Raw genomic sequence first — 18,633 nt, forward strand, 5'->3', positions numbered from 1 at the left:
GCCGGTGACGCCCACGGCGACCGCGCAGGCGGCCCGCGTGACAGATGGAGAAACCACAAGCATGGCCACGAGGACGGACAGCCGGTCGCCCGCGCCGCATGTTGCGGACAACCACGATCTGATCCGCGTGCACGGCGCGCGCGTGAACAATCTCAAGGACGTCAGCGTCGAGATCCCGAAGCGCCGGCTCACCGTGTTCACCGGCGTCTCCGGCTCGGGCAAGAGTTCGCTGGTGTTCAGCACGATCGCCGCCGAGTCGCAGCGGATGATCAACGAGACCTACAGCGCCTTCGTGCAGGGCTTCATGCCGACTCTGGCGCGCCCCGAGGTCGACGTGCTGGAAGGGCTCACCACGGCGATCATCGTCGACCAGCAGCGGATGGGAGCCGACCCGCGTTCCACGGTCGGAACCGCCACCGACGCCAACGCGATGCTGCGCATCCTCTTCAGCCGGCTCGGCAAGCCGCACATCGGCCCGCCCGGCGCGTACTCCTTCAACACCGCGTCGGTCCGGGCGAGCGGCGGCATCACCGTCGAACGCGGTACCGCCAAGACCAAGACCGTGAAGGCGACCTTCAACCGCACGGGCGGCATGTGTACGCGCTGCGAGGGCCGGGGCTCGGTCTCCGACATCGACCTCACCCAGCTCTACGACGACTCCAAGTCGCTCGCCGAGGGCGCGTTCACCATCCCCGGCTGGAAGTCGGACAGCCAGTGGACCGTGCAGGTCTACGCACAGTCGGGCTTCGTCGACCCGGACAAGCCGATCCGTAAGTACACCAAGAAGGAACTGCAGGACTTCCTTTACGGGGAGCCGGTCAAGGTCAAGGTCAACGGCGTCAACCTCACCTACGAGGGGCTGATCCCCAAGATCCAGAAGTCGTTCCTGTCCAAGGACAAGGAGGCGCTGCAGCCGCACATCCGGGCGTTCGTGGAGCGTGCGGTCACCTTCACCACCTGCCCCGAGTGCGACGGCACCCGGCTCAGCGACGGCGCCCGGTCGTCGAAGATCGAGCGGATCAGCATCGCCGACGCCTGCGCGATGCAGATCAGCGATCTGGCCTCCTGGGTGAGCAAGCTCGACGAGCCGTCGGTCGCACCTCTGCTCGCCGCGCTGCGGCACACCCTCGACTCCTTCGTACAGATCGGTCTCGGCTACCTCTCGCTCGACCGTCCTGCGGGCACGCTCTCGGGCGGCGAGTCGCAGCGCGTCAAGATGATCCGTCACCTCGGCTCCTCGCTCACGGACGTCACCTACGTCTTCGACGAGCCCACCATCGGCCTGCACCCCCATGACATCCAGCGGATGAACGACCTGCTGCTGCGCCTGCGGGACAAGGGCAACACGGTGCTCGTCGTGGAGCACAAGCCGGAGACGATCGCGATCGCCGACCATGTCGTCGACCTCGGCCCCGGCGCCGGCACGGCAGGGGGCGCCGTCTGCTTCGAGGGAAGCGTCGAGGGACTGCGGAAGAGTTCCACCGTCACGGGCCGCCACTTCGACGACCGGGCCGCCGTCAAGGAGTCGGTGCGCAAGCCCACCGGCGCGCTGGAGATCCGCGGGGCTTCGCTGCACAACCTGCGGGATGTCGACGTCGACATCCCGCTCGGGGTGCTGACCGTCCTCACCGGAGTCGCCGGTTCCGGCAAGAGCTCGCTGGTGCACGGCTCGATCCCTGCCGGCGAGAACGTGGTGTCGGTCGACCAGAGCCCCATCAAGGGCTCGCGCCGCAGCAACCCGGCCACGTACACCGGACTGCTCGACCCCATCCGCAAGGCGTTCGCCAAGGCCAACGACGTGAAGCCGGCGCTGTTCAGCGCCAATTCCGAGGGTGCCTGCCCCACGTGCAACGGCGCGGGGGTCATCTACACCGACCTGGGGATGATGGCCGGCACCACGACGTTGTGCGAGGACTGCGAGGGCAAGAGGTTCGACGCGTCGGTCCTCGAATACCACTTCGGCGGCCGGGACATCAGTGAGGTGCTCGCGATGTCGGTGGCCGAGGCCGAGGAGTTCTTCGGCAGCGGTGAGGCGAGCACGCCAGCCGCACACCGCATCCTCGGCCGGCTCGCCGACGTGGGGCTCGGCTACCTGACCCTCGGCCAGCCGCTCACCACGCTCTCCGGCGGCGAACGGCAACGGCTCAAGCTCGCCACCCACATGGCCGAGAAAGGCGGCGTCTACGTCCTCGACGAGCCGACGGCGGGTCTGCACCTCGCCGACGTCCAGCAGTTGCTCGGTCTGCTCGACCGGCTAGTCGACTCCGGCAAGTCGGTGATCGTCGTCGAGCACCATCAGGCGGTCATGGCGCACGCGGACTGGATCATCGACCTCGGGCCGGGCGCGGGGCACGACGGGGGCCGGATCGTCTTCGAGGGCACACCGGCCGACCTCGTGGCCGACCGCTCGACCCTCACCGGCGAGCACCTCGCGGCCTACGTCAAGGCGTGACCTGCGTGGACCTGCGCCGGCCCGGATGCCGGCGCGGGGCCGCGCCTCGGTTCAAGATCCGCGGGACAAGGCAGCACCACCCAGCGGATCCGGCACATTTCGGAGAGTGCAAGGTCACAGCAAGTGGCCCTGCTGCTCATCGGAGTGCTGACCTAGCATCTGAGCATGACGGTCCTGCCTGCTGACGGGCTTTCCCAGGCCGCCGAGTTCCCCGACCCTTCCCACGACCAGTGGCAGAGCCTTGTCGAAGGCGTACTGCGCAAGTCGGGCAAGGAAGTCACGGGCTCGGCCACCGAGGAAGCGCTGTCCACCGCGCTCGGGGACGGGCTCACAGTCCGCCCCCTGTACACCTCCATCGACGTATCGGCGGACCCCGGTCTGCCCGGCTTCGCACCCTTCACCCGGGGCAGCAGGCCGACGGGAAACACCACGGACGGCTGGGACGTGCGCCAGCGCCACGCGCTGGCCGATCCGGTGCGCCTCAACGAGGCCGTGCTCGGCGATCTGGAGAACGGCGTCACGTCGCTCTGGCTGGCCGTCGGCGGGCCCGGTGGGGTTCCGGTGTCGGGCCTCACCCGCGCGCTCGAGGGCGTCCATCTCGATCTGGCTCCCGTCGTACTCGACGCGGGAGCCGATCCCGGGCCCGCCGTCCGTGAGTTGCTCGGGCTCTACGAGGCCCGGGGCGTCGCGAAGGAGACGGCACGGGGCAGCCTCGGGGTGGATCCGCTCGGGCAGGCCGCGCGCACGGGCACGGAGCCTGCGCTGAGCGACGCCGTCCACTGGGCGCGGCTGTGCTCCCGCGAGTACCCCGGGCTGCGGTCCCTGGCCGTGGACGCGCTGCCGTACCACGAGGCGGGAGGTTCGGCCGCCGAGGAGCTGGGGCTCTCACTGGCCACCGGTGTCGCCTACCTCCGGGCGCTGACGTCGGCGGGACTCTCCGTCGAGGAGGCCTGCGCGCAACTGGAGTTCCGGTACGCGGCCACGGCCGACCAGTTCCTGACGATCGCGAAGCTGCGCGCCGCCCGCCGGCTGTGGGCCCGTGTCGCCGAGGTCTGCGGGGCCCCGGACGCCGGGGCGCAGCGGCAGCACGCCGTGACCTCGTCGGTGATGATGACGCGCCGTGATCCATGGGTGAACATGCTGCGGACGACGCTGGCCTGCCTGGGCGCGGGCGTCGGCGGAGCCGAATCCGTCACCGTGCTGCCGTTCGATCACGCACTGGGTCTGCCGGACGCGTTCGCCCGGCGGATCGCCCGTAACACGTCGACGATCCTGATGGAGGAGTCGCATCTGGCCCGGGTGACGGACCCGGCGGGCGGTTCCTGGTACGTCGAGCGGCTGACCGATGAACTCGCCGCTGCCGCCTGGGCGTTCTTCCAGGAGGTCGAGCGGGCCGGCGGCCAGGCCGCCGCTCTCAGGTCCGGCATGGTCCAGGAGCGGCTCGCGGCCACCTGGGCGGCCCGGAGCAGGGATCTGGCACGGCGCAAGGAGCCGGTGACCGGGGTCAGCGAGTTCCCGTCCCTCGACGAGCGGCCCGTGGAGCGCGAGCCCGTACCCGCCGCGCCACCGGGCGGCGGGCTGCCCCAGGTCAGGCGCGACGAGGCGTTCGAGGCGCTGCGGTCCAGGTCGGACGCGCACCTCGCGGCCACGGGCAGCCGGCCGAAGGTGTTCCTCGCCGCGCTCGGGCCCGCCTCGCTGCACACCGCCCGGGCCTCCTTCGCCGCGAACCTCTTCCTGTCGGGCGGCATCCAGCCCGTCCACGAGCCTGCTTCCGTGGACGCGTCGACCGCTGCCGAGGCCTTCACGGCCAGTGGGGCGACGATCGCCTGCCTGTGCTCGGCCGACACGCTCTACGCCGAACAGGGCGAGGCCGTCGCCTCGGCCCTCAGGGGCGCCGGCGCCGAACAGATCTTCCTCGCGGGGCGGCCCGGCGAGTACACCGGAGCCGACGTGCAGGTGTTCGCCGGCTGCGACGTGGTCTCCGTCCTCTCCTCCGAACTCGACCGTATGGGAGTGGCGTGATGCAGACCCCCGAGACCACGACGTCCCCAGGGACACCCGTGCCGGACTTCTCCGAGGTGGCGCTGACCGGCGAGACCCCGGCCGAGGTCTCCGAGGACCAGTGGCAGGCCGCGGTGAAGGAGTCGGCCGACCGGTCCGAGGACGAGCTGCTCTGGGAGACGCCGGAGGGCATCGAGGTCAAGCCGCTGTACACGGGACGGGACCTGGAGGGGCTCGACTTCCTCGGGACCTACCCCGGCATCGCGCCGTACGTGCGCGGCCCGTACCCGACGATGTACGTCAACCAGCCCTGGACGATCCGTCAGTACGCCGGATTCTCCACGGCCGAGGAGTCCAACGCCTTCTACCGCCGGAACCTCGCGGCCGGACAGAAGGGCCTGTCCATCGCGTTCGATCTGCCCACCCACCGCGGCTACGACAGCGACCACCCCCGGGTGACGGGTGACGTCGGCATGGCGGGCGTGGCGATCGACTCGATCTACGACATGCGCCAGCTCTTCGACGGCATCCCGCTTGACCGGATGTCGGTGTCCATGACGATGAACGGCGCCGTGCTGCCCGTGCTCGCCCTGTACATCGTCGCCGCGGAGGAGCAGGGGGTCGCCCCCGAGAAGCTGGCCGGGACCATCCAGAACGACATCCTCAAGGAGTTCATGGTCCGCAACACCTACATCTACCCGCCCGGCCCCTCGATGCGGATCATCTCCGACATCTTCGCGTTCACCTCGCAGAAGATGCCCCGGTACAACTCCATCTCCATCTCCGGCTACCACATCCAGGAAGCCGGCGCGACGGCCGACCTGGAGCTGGCGTACACCCTGGCCGACGGGGTGGAGTATCTACGGGCCGGACAGGCGGCGGGCCTGGACGTGGACGCGTTCGCCCCTCGCCTCTCCTTCTTCTGGGCGATCGGCATGAACTTCTTCATGGAGATCGCGAAGCTCCGGGCCGCCCGCCTCCTCTGGGCGAAGCTGGTCAAGGAGTTCGGCCCGAAGAACCCCAAGTCACTCTCCCTGCGCACCCATTCGCAAACATCCGGCTGGTCACTCACAGCCCAGGACGTGTTCAACAACGTCACCCGCACCTGCGTCGAGGCGATGGCGGCGACCCAGGGACACACGCAGTCGCTGCACACCAACGCGCTCGACGAGGCGCTCGCGCTCCCGACGGACTTCTCGGCGCGGATCGCCCGCAACACCCAGCTGCTGCTGCAGCAGGAGTCCGGCACCTGCCGGGTCATCGACCCGTGGGGCGGCAGCGCGTACGTGGAGAAGCTGACCCACGACCTCGCGGCGCGGGCCTGGCAGCACATCGAAGAGGTCGAGGCGGCCGGCGGCATGGCCAAGGCCATCGACGCGGGCATCCCCAAGCTCCGCATCGAGGAGGCCGCGGCGCGTACGCAGGCCCGGATCGATGCCGGGCGCCAGCCCGTAATCGGCGTGAACAAGTACCGGGTGGAGACCGACGAGAAGATCGACGTGCTCAAGGTCGACAACTCCTCGGTGCGCACGCAGCAGATCGAGAAGCTGCGCCGGCTGCGCGAGGAGCGCGACGAGAGGGCCTGCCAGGACGCCCTGCGCGCCCTGACGGCCGCGGCGGAGCGGGACCCTGGGCCGGGTCTCGAAGGCAATCTGCTGGCGCTGGCCGTCGACGCGGCCCGGGCCATGGCCACGGTCGGCGAGATCTCCGACGCGCTGGAGAAGGTGTACGGCAGGCACGCCGGCCAGATCCGTACGATCTCCGGGGTGTACCGCAAAGAGGCAGGAGAGTCCCCGTCCGTGGACCGCACCCGCACACTGGTCGACGACTTCGAGGAGGCGGAGGGGCGGCGTCCGCGCATCCTCGTCGCCAAGATGGGCCAGGACGGTCACGACCGCGGCCAGAAGGTGATCGCGACGGCCTTCGCCGACCTGGGCTTCGACGTCGATGTCGGCCCGCTGTTCCAGACGCCCGGTGAGGTCGCCCGGCAGGCGGTCGAGGCGGACGTGCACGTCGTGGGCGTCTCGTCGCTCGCCGCCGGTCACCTCACCCTCGTGCCCGCGCTGCGCGAGGAGCTGGCCGCCGAGGGCCGGGAGGACATCATGATCGTGGTGGGCGGGGTGATCCCGCCGCAGGACATCGAGGCGCTGCACGAGGCCGGTGCCGCCGCGGTGTTCCCACCCGGCACCGTGATCCCGGACGCCGCCCACGATCTGGTCACGCGGCTCGGTGCCGCGCTCGGCCACGAGCTGTGAGCCGCTGACGGATGGCGCGAGACATCGACACCGACACATACGCCAAGGGTGTGCTCGCCGGGAAACGTGCGTTCGTGGCACGCGCTGTCACCCTGGTCGAGTCCACCCGCCCCGATCACCGGACCGCGGCGCAACGACTGCTCAGCGAGCTGCTGCCGCATTCGGGGCGGGCCAGGCGCATCGGGGTCAGCGGGGTGCCGGGCGTGGGGAAGTCCACGTTCATCGACGCGCTCGGCACCATGCTGACGGGGCTCGGGCACCGGGTCGCCGTGCTGGCCGTGGACCCGTCGTCCAGCCGTACGGGCGGTTCCATCCTGGGTGACAAGACCCGGATGGAGCGGCTGGCGGTGGACGCGCGGGCGTTCGTACGCCCCTCCCCCACCGCAGGGACCCTCGGCGGGGTGGCCAAGGCGACCCGCGAGTCCATCGTGGTGATGGAGGCCGCCGGCTACGACGTGGTGCTGGTGGAGACGGTCGGTGTAGGGCAGTCGGAGACGGCGGTCGCCAATATGGTCGACACGTTCCTGCTGCTCACCCTGGCGCGCACGGGCGACCAGCTGCAGGGCATCAAGAAGGGTGTCCTGGAGCTGGCGGACGCCATCGCGGTCAACAAGGCCGACGGCCCGCACGAACGCGACGCCCGCTCCGCGGCACGTGAACTGGCGGGTGCGCTACGGCTGATGCACCCCGTGGACGCGGCCTGGACTCCCCCGGTGCTGACCTGCAGCGCCAGGGAAGCGACCGGTCTGGACGCACTGTGGGAGCGGCTGGAGCAGCACCGTACGCTCCTGGAGTCCACGGGGCGGCTGTCGGCCAAGCGCCGTGAGCAGCAGGTGGACTGGACCTGGGCGATGGTCCGTGACGAACTGCTGGACAGCCTGCGCACCCATCCGGCGGTGCGTACGCTCGCCCCCGAGCTGGAACAGCGTGTCCGTGGGGGCGAGTTGACAGCGACGCTGGCTGCCGGGCAGATCCTGCGGGCGTTCCGCGGGGAGGCCTGAGGGACGCCCGGCCGGGGTCACACGGCGGCATGCCGTGTGTCGGCGGGGTTGTCGTCGATGCCGTGCTGCTCCTCGTCGGGGCGCCCGCGTCGGGGCAGTAGGAAGGTGATGGCGAGGAACGCGGCCAGGAGGCACGCCTGGACGATGAGGGCGCGGTGGAATCCGCCGGTGAAATCGCCGCGCCCGGCCTGGTTGAAGAACAAGGAGCCGAAGACGGCGACGCCGACGGAGCCACCGATGGACTGGACGGCCGACAGGACTCCGGAGGCGGAGCCGATCTCCTTGTCGTCGACGGCGGCGAGGACGAAGCTGAACAGGGCGGCGATGACCATGCCCGCGCCGATTCCTGAGACGGTGATGCCCGGGGCGATGTCCCTGATGGAGAACGAGGCCGTGGTGAGGCCGTCCAGCTCGAACCAGAGCAGCGTCGCACCGGCGAGCTGGACGAGCGGGCCGATCTGGAGGACCTTGCGGCCGACCTTGTCGGCGAGGACCGCGCCGCTGACCGCCCCGCCGATCGCCGTGCCGACCGCGAGGGGCAGGTTGCCGAGTCCCGCGTCACCGGCGGTGAAGTGCCGGCCGATCTGGAGATAGAGGGTCAGCACGAGTTGCGTGCCGACGAGCCCGGCGAAGAACAGGGCGATGCCGCCGAGCCCGACGGTGAAGGCGGGCTTGCGCAGCAGGCCGGCGGTGACCAGCGGCTCACGGCCCGCCGCTGCCGTACGGCGCTGGTGCACCGCGAACAGGACGAATCCGATGGCCGCGGCGGCCATGCACAGCCACGTCCACAGTGGCCATCCGTCCTCCTGCCCCTGGTTCAGCGGCAGGACGAGGAGCGCGCAGGACGACGCGACCAGCGCGGCACCGGGCATGTCGACGCTCACCGTGCGGTCACCGGCCTTCTCAGGCACGCACTTCGCGGCCGTGATCAGGGCGGCGATACCGATGGGCAGATTGACCAGGAACACCGACCGCCAGCCCAGGCCGAAGAAGTCACCCTCGACGAGGAAGCCGCCGAGTACCGGGCCGATGATGCCGCCGAGCCCGAGGACGGGGCCGAAGATCCCGAAGACCTTGGTGAGTTCGGGACCGGAGAAGTTCTCCCGCAGCAGACCGAGACCCTGCGGCAGGAGCATCGCCCCGGCGGCTCCCTGCAGCAGCCGGAAGACGATCAGTGATGCGATGTCGGGCGCCAACGCACACAGCAGCGAGGTCGCGGTGAAGGCGGTCAGGCCGATCAGGAACATACTGCGCCGCCCGTAGCGGTCCCCGAGCCGGCCACCGAGCACGAGCCCGGCCCCCAAGGTGAGGGCGTAACCGCCGATCACCCACTGAAGGCCTACAGGACTGGCGCCGAGGGACTCCTCCAGCGCCGGTCCGGCGACATTCACGATCGACGCGTCCAGGAGATCCATGACCTCCGCGACCAGCATCACCACAAGGATCAGCCACCGCCATCGGTAGGGCTCGGTGCTCGCATCGATGGCGGGGGACGGGTCACTCATACCTGATACCTCCATGGTGAAGTAATTCCATGATGAAGGTAAATTGATGGCGGTAGGTTGTCAAAGCGCGCCGACGACGCGGATCGGGTGGCAGGAGAGAGAGGTGGCGGGCCTTACATGGAGGACGGGACGCGCGACGGTGTCGCGGCGCAGCGTGAGCGACTGATGGAGGGGCTGAGAATCTACGGCGGCCACTACGCCGAGCTCAGCCGACGCTTCGCCGCCTGGCTGGGCCTGCATTCCACCGACGCGACCGCGGTGCTGGAGATCGCCGCCGCCGAGGAGCGCGGCACACCGCTGTCGCCGGCCCGGCTGAGCGAGCGGATCTCCCTGTCCACGGGCGCCACCACCGCACTCCTGAACCGCCTCGAAGCGGCAGGGCACGTCACCCGCACCCGCGAACACTCGGACCGCCGCGTCGTCACCCTGCGCAGCGGCCCGCACATCCAGGAACGGGCGGACGAGTTCTTCGGCCCGCTCGCCCTTCGCCTCGACGCCACGATGTCGCACTATCCGCCGGAACTCCTGGCTAGGTTCGAGTCCTTCGTGACTGACCTGAACTCCACCATGGACGCCTACCTCGCGGAGCGGAGTGTGATGTGACGTGCCTTTGATCGATTGGCTTCGAGGGCGTGTTCGGGCTGGTGATCCTGGAGGTGCCCTCATGGCCGTCGAGTGAGTTCGGCTCAAACCTGAACAAGACATGCTCCGCCGACATCCCGGAGCGTTGCCCTGGACGGTGGGTCATGGGCCGGCATGGCAACCACGTCGCTCCAACCCGAAGGGCCCGCCTTCAGCGAGATGGCCGGGCTGCTGGCCAGCCTTCGGGGAAGGGGAATCTCGCTGGCCATGAAGCTTCTGGCCATCGGCTTCGCGCGTTCTCACGGAATGCACCTGCTGCGAACCTTCCACCCCCTGACAACGCTTCGGCCATCGGCATGAACCGGCGGCTCGGCTTCGTCAACGCCGAGCCGCGAGTCGTAACCACGTGATGGTCATGCACGTCAGGCGACACTCCCCTTGCGCACAACTCTCCGTAGACGCTCGTCGTGGCGTGCTTGTTCCGCCAGATGATGGAGCCGGTCCGGCCGTGGTGGTCAGACACCGGCGCCAGTGAGACCGACGTCGACATGCTCTGGCAGACATTCCCGCGGCGCTTCGACATCGAGCACACCTTCCGCCTGTTCAAGCAGACACTCGGCTGGACCTGCCCGAAGATCCGCACCCCGGAAGCCGCCGACCGTTGGTCCTGGCTGGTCCTCGCGGCCTTCACCCAGCTACGGCTCGCCCGCCCACTGGCAGCCGACCTCCCGCGGCCGTGGGAAAAACCGACCCCGCCCGACAGACTGACCCCTGCCCGCGTCCGCCGTGACTTTCGGCACCTCCGCCCGAAGGGCGACTGCCCAGCCGGAGCACCGAAAGCCTCCCGCCCCGGACCGGCCGGCCACGCGGAAGCAAGAACACCCGGCCCACCCACGCCCCGACGTGCACACGGTCGGCAAACCAGGCTCGCAAAACGACGAACGAAGAAGTCAATGGACCCACGCCCGCCGCAAAGGTCGAAGATCAAGTTAGTTGATGATTTCGGCGCCGTCGTCCTGCCGAATTGCGGCCAGTCGGTCCCGCCACATCTGGAGTGCTTCGGGTGTCTGTCGCGTCCAGTCGGTGGCCTCGCCAACGATCCGGAGCGGTTCCCTGCTGCGATAGGAGCGGGTGGGGTTTCCAGGAAACTTCTTGTCGGTGACGTTGGGATCGTTCTCGAACCCCCCGGTGGGTTCGACGACATACACTCGCGGGGCCCCGTCGCCGACAGCAAGTTCGGCGGCGAGTCCTGCGCCGTCGCGCAACGCGGTGAAGTAGATGTGATTCATGAGGATCTCGGGCCGGTAATTGGAACGGAAACCGGCGGTGAGGTGATCCCCGACCCGCAGCTCGGCCTTTGTGCCGTGAAAGAACGGCCCCTCGTCCAACGCCTCGTCCATCGCCACAGGTTATCAAATCGAGCTGTCGTGACGGCGAGATGTCCAAGACGGCTCGGAGACCGTGATCACACCGGGAACAGCATGATCATCCAACCCTGACCAGTGGTTGTGGGGCACCCCTTAGGCGCGGAGGTGGAGCCGCAGGACGAGGCGCTGCGCCGGGCCCTGGCCCCTTCGTGCTTCTTGGCAGATACCTCTACGCAGGTAAAAGCCGGTGCGTTCGGATCCAGCCCTGTGAGAGCCTCTCGCGGGATCGCCCGGTATGTAACGGCGACTCCGGTAGTGCGGCTGATCGCGGCGACGATCTGCGGGAGCCTCGGCAAGTGATCCGATGTGGATCGAGCCGTTCTCGGGATTGTACGAGTCGCACTTCCCAAGCTGGTCGCGCTGGTGCGCCGTCGTGGCGGTGACGTCCGGCGAGGACGGCCGTGTCTGCTCTGCCCGGGGGGCCGGGTACTGCTGGTGGCCACGTACGGCGGACCAACCTGACGTCACGGCAGATCGCCCCGTAGTTGGGGATCTCGAGGCCCGTCGCGGACCGGAGACGCGACGGCCTTTCGCCTGCAGCCGGAGGTCACCGTCAAAAAGCATCTACGACAGGCAGCAACCCAAGCCGTTCCGGCTGCTCACCAGGCAGGCCCCTTCACGCTTCGATGCCGACACGGCCCGTGAGGGACGATCGTGAAGCTTTACGGATCTCATTGTGTCCTTGAGGTGTGCATGAACGCGATCTGGCGGGGCACGAGGATGAGCGCAGCAGAGACCTAACCGCTGTCGGCTTGAAGTCAGCCAGGTTGTACAGGTCGGGCGTGATGAGGCCGCTGGGAAGCGGATGTTCGTACACGCCCACGAAACTCGATGATGGGAACTGCCATGATTCTACTCGGTGCCATTCTGCTCATAATCGGCCTGCTTGTCGGCATATCTTTGCTGACGACGATCGGTGGTGTGCTTGTCGTGGTGGGCGCTGTCCTGTGGATCCTCGGTGCAAGCGGACGCAAGGTCGGCGGGCGTAAGCACTACTTCTAGTCCTCTGAGCCAACAGCCCTGCTCAGACAGCGGACAGACGTTCAGGAATCTCATCTGCGCTCTCGTGCACACGCAAGGCGTGAGATCGGTCTGTGACTGTCGAGATGCGAACGCACGGACCTTCGATCGCTCTGACGGCCTTATGGGCGCCTTCTCAGATCTGCTTGTTCGTCGCCCCAGCGGACCAACGCCCGGTCGGGCTGACAGCGAGCCGCGTCAGGTGAGGCTGCCGAGAACGTCGGCAATGGATCGAAGGATCCGGTATGTACGGGTGGGCCGGTGCCAGACGTCGCACCGGCCCACCCGTATGTCGCCCGGCCTCTCAGGGAGGGGCCTTGACGGGGAAACGGTCTGGACAACGCGATTTCGGGTGGCCGGAGAAGGTGGCTGGCGTGTCCGATCACCCCGACGATCCCAGTCACCGAGCGCCTCACGGTGCCATGAGCGGACCGAGGTGGTCGAGGATGCGGTCGGCAGCGGATTCGGATCTGCACTTGACTCCACGCCGGCCCCGGCGGGTGGCTCGACTCCCGTACCCCGCCGTGGCGTGACCAGTTACGTGAACCGGCGCGGGCTCAGCCCGGTGAACGGGATTGCCCAGGAACGGCTCCGACGCCCAGATCACACCAGCCATAGCAAGATCATTGCAATGCTGCCGACCCCTCCAGCCCGCGAGGGAGAGATCCGGAGACGAAGGCGAGGATGTCGCGGACCGCTTCGTGCAGGCTGTCAAAATGACGATGCACGCCGTCCACCGCTGCGAGGGTGTTGACGCCCCACACTGTCATCCCGGCACGCAGCCCGGACTGCACCCCGGAAGGGGCGTCCTCGATGACCAGGCAGTCCTCCGGTTGAGCGCCAAGTCGCGCGGCCGCCTGCAGATACGGTACCGGCGACGGCTTGCCCTCCTCCACCGCAGCCGCATCCACGAGGACCTCCGGGACCGGCAAGCCCGCCCGTGCGAAACGTCCACGTACCCGGTGCTCATAGTTCGACGTCACGAGTGCCCAGGCCCCGGGCCTCAGAGCGTTCAGCAGGTCCGCAGCGCCGTCGAAAGCCGTATAGGTGCCGGAGCGGACATCCTCGTCCTCCAGCTCGTGCAGTGCGTCCAGGCACTTCTGAGCGTCCCGGTCCGGAGCGACCTGCGCGAAGGTCTCCATCGGCCTCGTCCGCAGCGCCACTCGGTACACCTCATCAGGGTCCAGTCCGTGTCGCTCTGCCCACGTGCGCCAGACCTGGCGCTGATTGTCCACGGCATCGATCAATGTGCCATCGACATCGAACAGGACATACCTCATCACACCAGACTGGCCGAGTTCACTGATCACGCCGCGATCATGCCATCAGTCCCTGAGCGAGAAGTTTGGGACAAGCCTTAGCTGATGCCGGGCGAGGGCGCTTCTGTTGCCTGGTACTCCAGCCTTGGATCGTGATCTCGATGGTGAGAGGCGTCGAGGCGGCAGCTGTCCAGCGTGGATCATCTCGCCCGAGATCGCCCATGCCGTCGCGGGCATCGGCTCCTTCTCCGTCTACCCGAGTTCACCGCGACGGAGGGCGTCCCTTATCTCGCTGAGCTTCGCGGTCGTTGCCGGGGTCCGCTCCTGTGCTTGTTCAGCGAGTCGGAGGGCATCGTCGATCTCGCTGAGCTTCCTGGAGGACAGGACGGCCGCCCGCTCTATCAGGTCGTCCCGGGACACGGTGGTCAGCCACGTGCACGGGGTGAAGCCTGGACGCGGGAACGCGAGCCGCAGCACGCCTTCGAGCGGCAGCCCCTCACCGGCGCCGACCGTCACTTCGATGCCCAGACCGCTGATGTCGAGGCCCGCCGGAGCGACGACCTGCATCACCTGGAACCCGGACGCGTCGTCTCCTGACAGCAGTACGACCAACCTCAGCTCGTCGAACTGGACCCACCAGACTTCGCCACGTTGCACAAGCCCTCCGATACACAGGACGACAGGCAGACGCTGCGCGACCTGACGCGGTGTGAAGACGGGTGCGGCCACCGTTGATCATCGGTGCGTGAAGACAAACGATCATGCGGTCGCCACAGGTCACAGCGTAGACCCTGCCTGCTGGCAGGAGGCGTTCGAGGGCCTGATGAGCCGGATAGCGGGACACTTCACACGGATCGAATCGCGACGCCGGGCCCGGAAGTTGGTACTCGGCGCCGGGGACAGGGCCCCGGACGGCACGCAGCACCTGCCCGGGAGGGCGAAGTGGGATGCCGACCAGCCGGCGACGAGGTGGGTGACTACGTGGTGGAGCATCTGCACGACGACGAGGCGGTGCTGGTGTCGACGAGACCGGCGACGTGAAGAAAGGCACCGACACCGCTGGAGTCCAGCGGCAGCACCGGCACCGCGGGCAGGATCGAGAACGCCCAGCTCGCCGTCCACCTGGTCTACGCCGGCCGCCGCGGGCACGCCGCAATGGACCGGGAACTCTGTGTTCCGCGTTCCTGGACCTCCGATCCCGACCGCTGCCGGGCCGCCGGCCTCGGTGGCAGACGGAGTTCGCGACCAAGCCGGAGCCGGCCGCTCGCATGGTCACCCGATTCCTCGACGCCGTCCATCGGGCCGCCTGGGTCGCGGGAGACGGGGTCTACGGCGGCAACCCGAGGCTGCGCACGGCACTCGAGGAACGCGGCACCGGCTACGTCCTCACGGTGGCCTGCTCGCACGCGGTCACCACAGGCACCAGGAGGTCTCGCACGCGGTCACCACAGGCACCAGGAGGTTTCGCGCCGACATGTTGGTGGCCATGCCCCCTCCACGGCCCGGCGTGGTAAGTTGTCTTCAGCACACGTGAACGCCCGAATCGGGCGCCGGTGCTTCTCCCCCGCTGTTGCGCCCGTTCTTCTACGACCGGCGATCCAGCCTCTCGCACCATCACTTCCGTCCGGTCCGGGCTTCTTGCGCCCGTCGCACAAGGCGTGATTCCGCCGCCTTGCCTTCGCCGGACCTCTCATCGCCATGTCCGCGAAAGGACCCACCATGACCAGCACACTCGAACGCCCCGTGATCCGGCAGGATCAGCCCGTCCGCACCGTCGGTGTCCTCGACACCACGAACAACGGACACGGCGTACTGCGCACCGACGGCGGCCATCCCTCATCCCGCGACGTCCAGGTGTCGCCCGCACTGATCCGGCGGTACGGCCTGCGCAAGGGCGATGTCGTCGACGGGACGTGCGAACGCCCTCGCGCCCTGTCCGGCGTCGACTCCGTCAACGGCCGTGCGGCCCACGAGCTCCGCGGCCGTCCGCACTTCCGTGACCTCACCCCGCTCCACCCCCGGGAGCGCCTGCGCCTGGAGAGGCCGGACGGGGGCCCGGCCCCGCGGATCATCGATCTCGTCTCACCCGTCGGCAAGGGGCAGCGCGGCCTGATCGTCGCGCCTCCGAAGACCGGCAAGACCGTGCTTCTGCAGCAGATCGCCGCGTCGGTCGCCGTCAATCATCCCGAGTGCCATCTGATGGTGGTCCTCCTGGACGAACGCCCCGAAGAGGTCACGGACATGCGCCGCTCCGTGCGCGGGGAGGTGTACGCCTCCACCTTCGACCGGCCCGCCAAGGAGCACATCGCGCTCGCGGACCTCGCCGTGGAACGCGCCAAGCGGCTGGTCGAACAGGGCCGCGACGTCGTGATCCTTCTCGACTCCCTCACCCGGCTGTGCCGCGCTCACAACAACAACGCCGGGGCCGGCGGCCGCACTCTGAGCGGTGGCGTGGACGCGTCGGCGCTCATCGGTCCCAAGAAGCTGTTCGGCGCGGCCCGGCTCGCCGAGGAAGGCGGTTCGCTCACCATTCTGGCGACCGTGTTGGTGGACACCGGCTCCCGCGCCGACGACTACTTCTTCGAGGAGCTCAAGAGCACCGGCAACATGGAGCTCCGCCTCGACCGTGCGTCCGCGGACCGACGGGTCTTCCCCGCGGTCGACATCACGCCTTCGGGCACCCGCCGTGAGGAACTCCTGCTGCCCTCGGCAGAGCTGGCCGCCGTACGGGGCCTGAGGCGCGCCCTGCGGTCGAGGGACGCCCGGTCCACGCTCGAAGCGCTGCTGGACAGGATCCGCAGGACACCCGACAACGCCACCTTCCTCCGTCAGGTCCAGCACACCGTCCCTGACGCGTGATCGACGCGGTTGGCCGCGCGGGCGGGCGCGCCGGGCACGCCCGCCCGGCCGCTCAGCCGGTGGCACCCAGCGCGTCGGAGACCAGAGCGCGCGCCTCGTCCTGGACCCTGGCCAGGTGCCCGGCGCCCTGGAAGCTTTCCGCGTACACCTTGTAGACGTCCTCCGTGCCGGACGGGCGGGCCGCGAACCACGCGCTGTCGGTGCAGACCTTGAGCCCGCCGACGGCCGCGCCGTTGCCGGGCGCCTCGGTGAGCACGGCGGTGATCGGCTCACCGGCCAGCGTGTCCGCGGTGACCTGCTCCGGGGAGAGCCTGGCCAGCACCGCCTTCTGCTCACGGGTCGCGGGGGCGTCGATCCGGGCGTAGGCCGGATCGCCGAACCGGGCGGTGAGTTCGCCGTAGTGCTGGGAGGGGGTCGAGCCCGTGACGGCCGTGATCTCCGAGGCGAGCAGGGCGAGCAGGATGCCGTCCTTGTCCGTCGTCCACACCCGGCCGTCGCGGCGCAGGAAGGACGCTCCGGCGGACTCCTCGCCGCCGAATCCCAGGGTGCCGCCGAACAGCCCGTCGACGAACCACTTGAAGCCCACAGGGACCTCCACCAGTTGCCGGCCCAGGTCCGAGGCGACCCGGTCGATCATGGAGGAGGAGACCAGGGTCTTGCCGATGCCGGTGCCGGCCGGCCAGTTCTCCCGGTGGGAGTAGAGGTAGCGGATGGCCACGGCCAGGTAGTGGTTCGGGTTCATCAGCCCGCCGTCCGGCGTGACGATGCCGTGCCGGTCGGCGTCCGCGTCGTTACCGGTGGCGATGGTGTACGCGTCGCGCTGCTCGATCAGCGAGGCCATGGCGTACGGCGACGAGCAGTCCATGCGGATCTTGCCGTCCCAGTCGAGCGTCATGAAACGCCAGGTGGGGTCGGCGAGCGGGTTGACCACCGTGAGATCGAGCCGGTGGCGCTCGGCGATCCGCCCCCAGTACGCGACCGAGGCTCCGCCCAGGGGGTCGGCGCCGATCCGGATGCCGGCGTCGCGTACGGCGTCCAGGTCGAGGACGGCCGGGAGATCGTCGACGTAACCGGTCAGGAAGTCGTGCCGCCCGGTGGTGTCGGCGGCGAGCGCCCTGGCGTAGGGGATCCGGCGGACCTCCTTCAGCCCTCCCTCGATGAGGGCGTTGGCCCGGTCCTGGATCCAGGAGGTGGCGTCCGAGCCGGCCGGCCCGCCGTGCGGCGGGTTGTACTTGAAGCCGCCGTCGGCGGGCGGGTTGTGCGAGGGCGTGACGACGATGCCGTCCGCGAGGCCGCTCTTCCGGTCCCGGTTGTACGTGAGGATCGCGTGCGAGACGGCGGGGGTGGGGGTGTAGCCGTCGTCGCTGTCGATCAGGACGGTGACGCCGTTGGCGGCCAGCACCTCCACGGCCGTGATCCGGGCGGGTTCGGAGAGCGCGTGGGTGTCGGCCCCGAGGAACACCGGCCCGTCCGTGCCCTGCCGCTCCCGGTAGTCGCAGATGGCCTGGGTGGTGGCGGCGATGTGGTCCTCGTTGAACGCGGCCGCGAGCGCCGATCCCCGGTGCCCCGACGTCCCGAAGGCCACACGCTGGCCGGGCTCACCCGGGTCCGGGTGAACCGTGTAATAGGCCGTCACCAGCCGCGCCACGTCCACCAGGTCTCCGGGCTGCGCCGGCTGACCGGCCCGTTCGTGAACCATCGATTCTCCTCTGTCCTCATCGGCCGTTCGCGGACCGCCACCGGGCGGACGATCATCACGAGTTGTACCCGATACTGCCTCCTCGGCCGCACACCCGGGTACGGGGCCTGACCGGCAGTACACCCGGCGCACGGCAGACCCGGGGTCGTTTCGCCATGGTTGGCCGGTTCGCACGGAAAGGGCACCGAGACGCGGCGGGGCCCGGAAAATGCCGAACCGGACAGCCGGAACACGGGCGGCAGGAATTCCGGCACCAACTGGACGGAAAATGCGGCGCATTAACGCTTGACGTATCCGGAGCCCTGGGGATACGCCGTCGGAATACTCCCTCGGGATACGAGCGGAGGCGCACGGCACGGCCATCATGCGGCACAGCGGGGAACAAAGGCGGTCATAGTCGTCTGACACGCCGCAGAAGCGAGGAACAGGTGGTGGGAGGCTTTGCCGGAGGTAATCCATCCGGACACGAGCGCGAGTCATGCGTGTTTTCGCACGCATGGTCTGCCACAGTGCAGTTCGGTTTTACCCACTTGATCTCCGCCGCCATATTCCTTGCCGCCGGTGTTAACCCGA

The 18,633-nt window shown here is 68.9% G+C and carries 11 protein-coding genes and 3 pseudogenes; 9 read left to right on the forward strand and 5 right to left on the reverse strand.

Annotation, left to right across the window (positions count from 1 at the left end):
- Nucleotides 1-61: 61 nt before the first annotated feature.
- From ACIQM3_RS08495 to meaB, 4 genes are all read left to right on the forward strand, one after another.
- A complete protein-coding gene (locus ACIQM3_RS08495) occupies nt 62-2,452 on the forward strand; it encodes an ATP-binding cassette domain-containing protein (RefSeq protein WP_401620655.1) in 2,391 nt (796 codons plus the stop codon).
- Between the two features lie 165 nt (nt 2,453-2,617).
- Nucleotides 2,618-4,474 (forward strand): methylmalonyl-CoA mutase small subunit, encoded by a 1,857-nt coding sequence (gene mutA, locus ACIQM3_RS08500; protein ID WP_401620658.1) that lies wholly within the window; start codon nt 2,618-2,620, stop codon nt 4,472-4,474.
- On the forward strand, nt 4,474-6,708 hold the full coding sequence (gene scpA / locus ACIQM3_RS08505; protein WP_401620661.1) for a methylmalonyl-CoA mutase: 2,235 nt from the start codon (nt 4,474-4,476) through the stop codon (nt 6,706-6,708). The genes mutA and scpA overlap by 1 nt, the downstream gene beginning before the upstream one ends.
- A gap of 11 nt (nt 6,709-6,719) precedes the next feature.
- Nucleotides 6,720-7,709 (forward strand): methylmalonyl Co-A mutase-associated GTPase MeaB, encoded by a 990-nt coding sequence (gene meaB / locus ACIQM3_RS08510; RefSeq protein ID WP_401620664.1) that lies wholly within the window; start codon nt 6,720-6,722, stop codon nt 7,707-7,709.
- A 17-nt stretch (nt 7,710-7,726) separates the two neighbouring features.
- Here the strand turns inward: meaB and ACIQM3_RS08515 are convergent, their stop codons facing one another.
- Nucleotides 7,727-9,214: an MFS transporter gene (locus tag ACIQM3_RS08515; RefSeq protein ID WP_401620667.1), complete on the reverse strand. Its 1,488-nt coding sequence runs from the start codon at nt 9,212-9,214 to the stop codon at nt 7,727-7,729.
- A 117-nt stretch (nt 9,215-9,331) separates the two neighbouring features.
- Here ACIQM3_RS08515 and ACIQM3_RS08520 point away from each other — a divergent pair, with 117 nt between their 5' ends.
- Entirely contained in the window at nt 9,332-9,817 is a 486-nt protein-coding gene (locus ACIQM3_RS08520; RefSeq protein ID WP_401620670.1) for a MarR family winged helix-turn-helix transcriptional regulator, read from the forward strand.
- 473 nt (nt 9,818-10,290) lie between these two features.
- Nucleotides 10,291-10,764, forward strand: a pseudogene (locus tag ACIQM3_RS08525) (transposase); the annotation flags it as partial.
- Nucleotides 10,765-10,785: 21 nt separating this feature from the next.
- Here ACIQM3_RS08525 and arr read toward each other — a convergent pair.
- Nucleotides 10,786-11,196 (reverse strand): NAD(+)--rifampin ADP-ribosyltransferase, encoded by a 411-nt coding sequence (gene arr, locus ACIQM3_RS08530; protein ID WP_401620672.1) that lies wholly within the window; start codon nt 11,194-11,196, stop codon nt 10,786-10,788.
- Nucleotides 11,197-11,527: 331 nt separating this feature from the next.
- Here arr and ACIQM3_RS08535 point away from each other — a divergent pair.
- Nucleotides 11,528-11,705: pseudogene (locus tag ACIQM3_RS08535) on the forward strand (IS5/IS1182 family transposase); the annotation flags it as partial.
- Nucleotides 11,706-12,866: 1,161 nt separating this feature from the next.
- Here the strand turns inward: ACIQM3_RS08535 and ACIQM3_RS08540 are convergent.
- Complete coding sequence (locus tag ACIQM3_RS08540) at nt 12,867-13,553, reverse strand: HAD family hydrolase (protein ID WP_401620674.1); 687 nt, start codon at nt 13,551-13,553, stop codon at nt 12,867-12,869.
- Between the two features lie 201 nt (nt 13,554-13,754).
- Nucleotides 13,755-14,159, reverse strand: a complete 405-nt coding sequence (locus tag ACIQM3_RS08545; protein WP_401620677.1) for a type II toxin-antitoxin system PemK/MazF family toxin — start codon at nt 14,157-14,159, stop codon at nt 13,755-13,757.
- Nucleotides 14,160-14,325: 166 nt separating this feature from the next.
- Between ACIQM3_RS08545 and ACIQM3_RS08550 the strand changes: the two are divergent.
- Nucleotides 14,326-14,938 (forward strand): annotated as a pseudogene (locus tag ACIQM3_RS08550) (IS701 family transposase); the annotation flags it as partial.
- Nucleotides 14,939-15,221: 283 nt separating this feature from the next.
- Nucleotides 15,222-16,361 carry a transcription termination factor Rho gene (rho, locus tag ACIQM3_RS08555; protein WP_401620679.1) on the forward strand — a complete coding sequence of 380 codons (1,140 nt, stop codon included), beginning with the start codon at nt 15,222-15,224 and terminating at the stop codon, nt 16,359-16,361.
- A 52-nt stretch (nt 16,362-16,413) separates the two neighbouring features.
- On the opposite strand, the gene pgm is transcribed toward rho, so the two are convergent.
- The gene (gene pgm / locus ACIQM3_RS08560) at nt 16,414-18,060 is read right to left on the reverse strand and encodes a phosphoglucomutase (alpha-D-glucose-1,6-bisphosphate-dependent) (protein WP_401620682.1); all 1,647 of its coding nucleotides are present in this window, start codon (nt 18,058-18,060) and stop codon (nt 16,414-16,416) included.
- Between the last annotated feature and the right edge of the window lie 573 nt (nt 18,061-18,633).

Source organism: Streptomyces sp. NPDC091271, assembly GCF_044757505.1.
GTDB lineage: Bacteria > Actinomycetota > Actinomycetes > Streptomycetales > Streptomycetaceae > Streptomyces.

What these genes read in the sequence shown, in the direction of transcription:
- ACIQM3_RS08495 (WP_401620655.1), top strand. Translation starts at nt 62, where the DNA reads ATGGCCACGAGGACGGACAGCCGGTCGCCCGCGCCGCATGTTGCGGAC.
- mutA (WP_401620658.1), top strand. Translation starts at nt 2,618, where the DNA reads ATGACGGTCCTGCCTGCTGACGGGCTTTCCCAGGCCGCCGAGTTCCCC.
- scpA (WP_401620661.1), top strand. Translation starts at nt 4,474, where the DNA reads ATGCAGACCCCCGAGACCACGACGTCCCCAGGGACACCCGTGCCGGAC.
- meaB (WP_401620664.1), top strand. Translation starts at nt 6,720, where the DNA reads ATGGCGCGAGACATCGACACCGACACATACGCCAAGGGTGTGCTCGCC.
- ACIQM3_RS08515 (WP_401620667.1), bottom strand. Translation starts at nt 9,214, where the DNA reads ATGAGTGACCCGTCCCCCGCCATCGATGCGAGCACCGAGCCCTACCGA.
- ACIQM3_RS08520 (WP_401620670.1), top strand. Translation starts at nt 9,332, where the DNA reads ATGGAGGACGGGACGCGCGACGGTGTCGCGGCGCAGCGTGAGCGACTG.
- arr (WP_401620672.1), bottom strand. Translation starts at nt 11,196, where the DNA reads ATGGACGAGGCGTTGGACGAGGGGCCGTTCTTTCACGGCACAAAGGCC.
- rho (WP_401620679.1), top strand. Translation starts at nt 15,222, where the DNA reads ATGACCAGCACACTCGAACGCCCCGTGATCCGGCAGGATCAGCCCGTC.
- pgm (WP_401620682.1), bottom strand. Translation starts at nt 18,060, where the DNA reads ATGGTTCACGAACGGGCCGGTCAGCCGGCGCAGCCCGGAGACCTGGTG.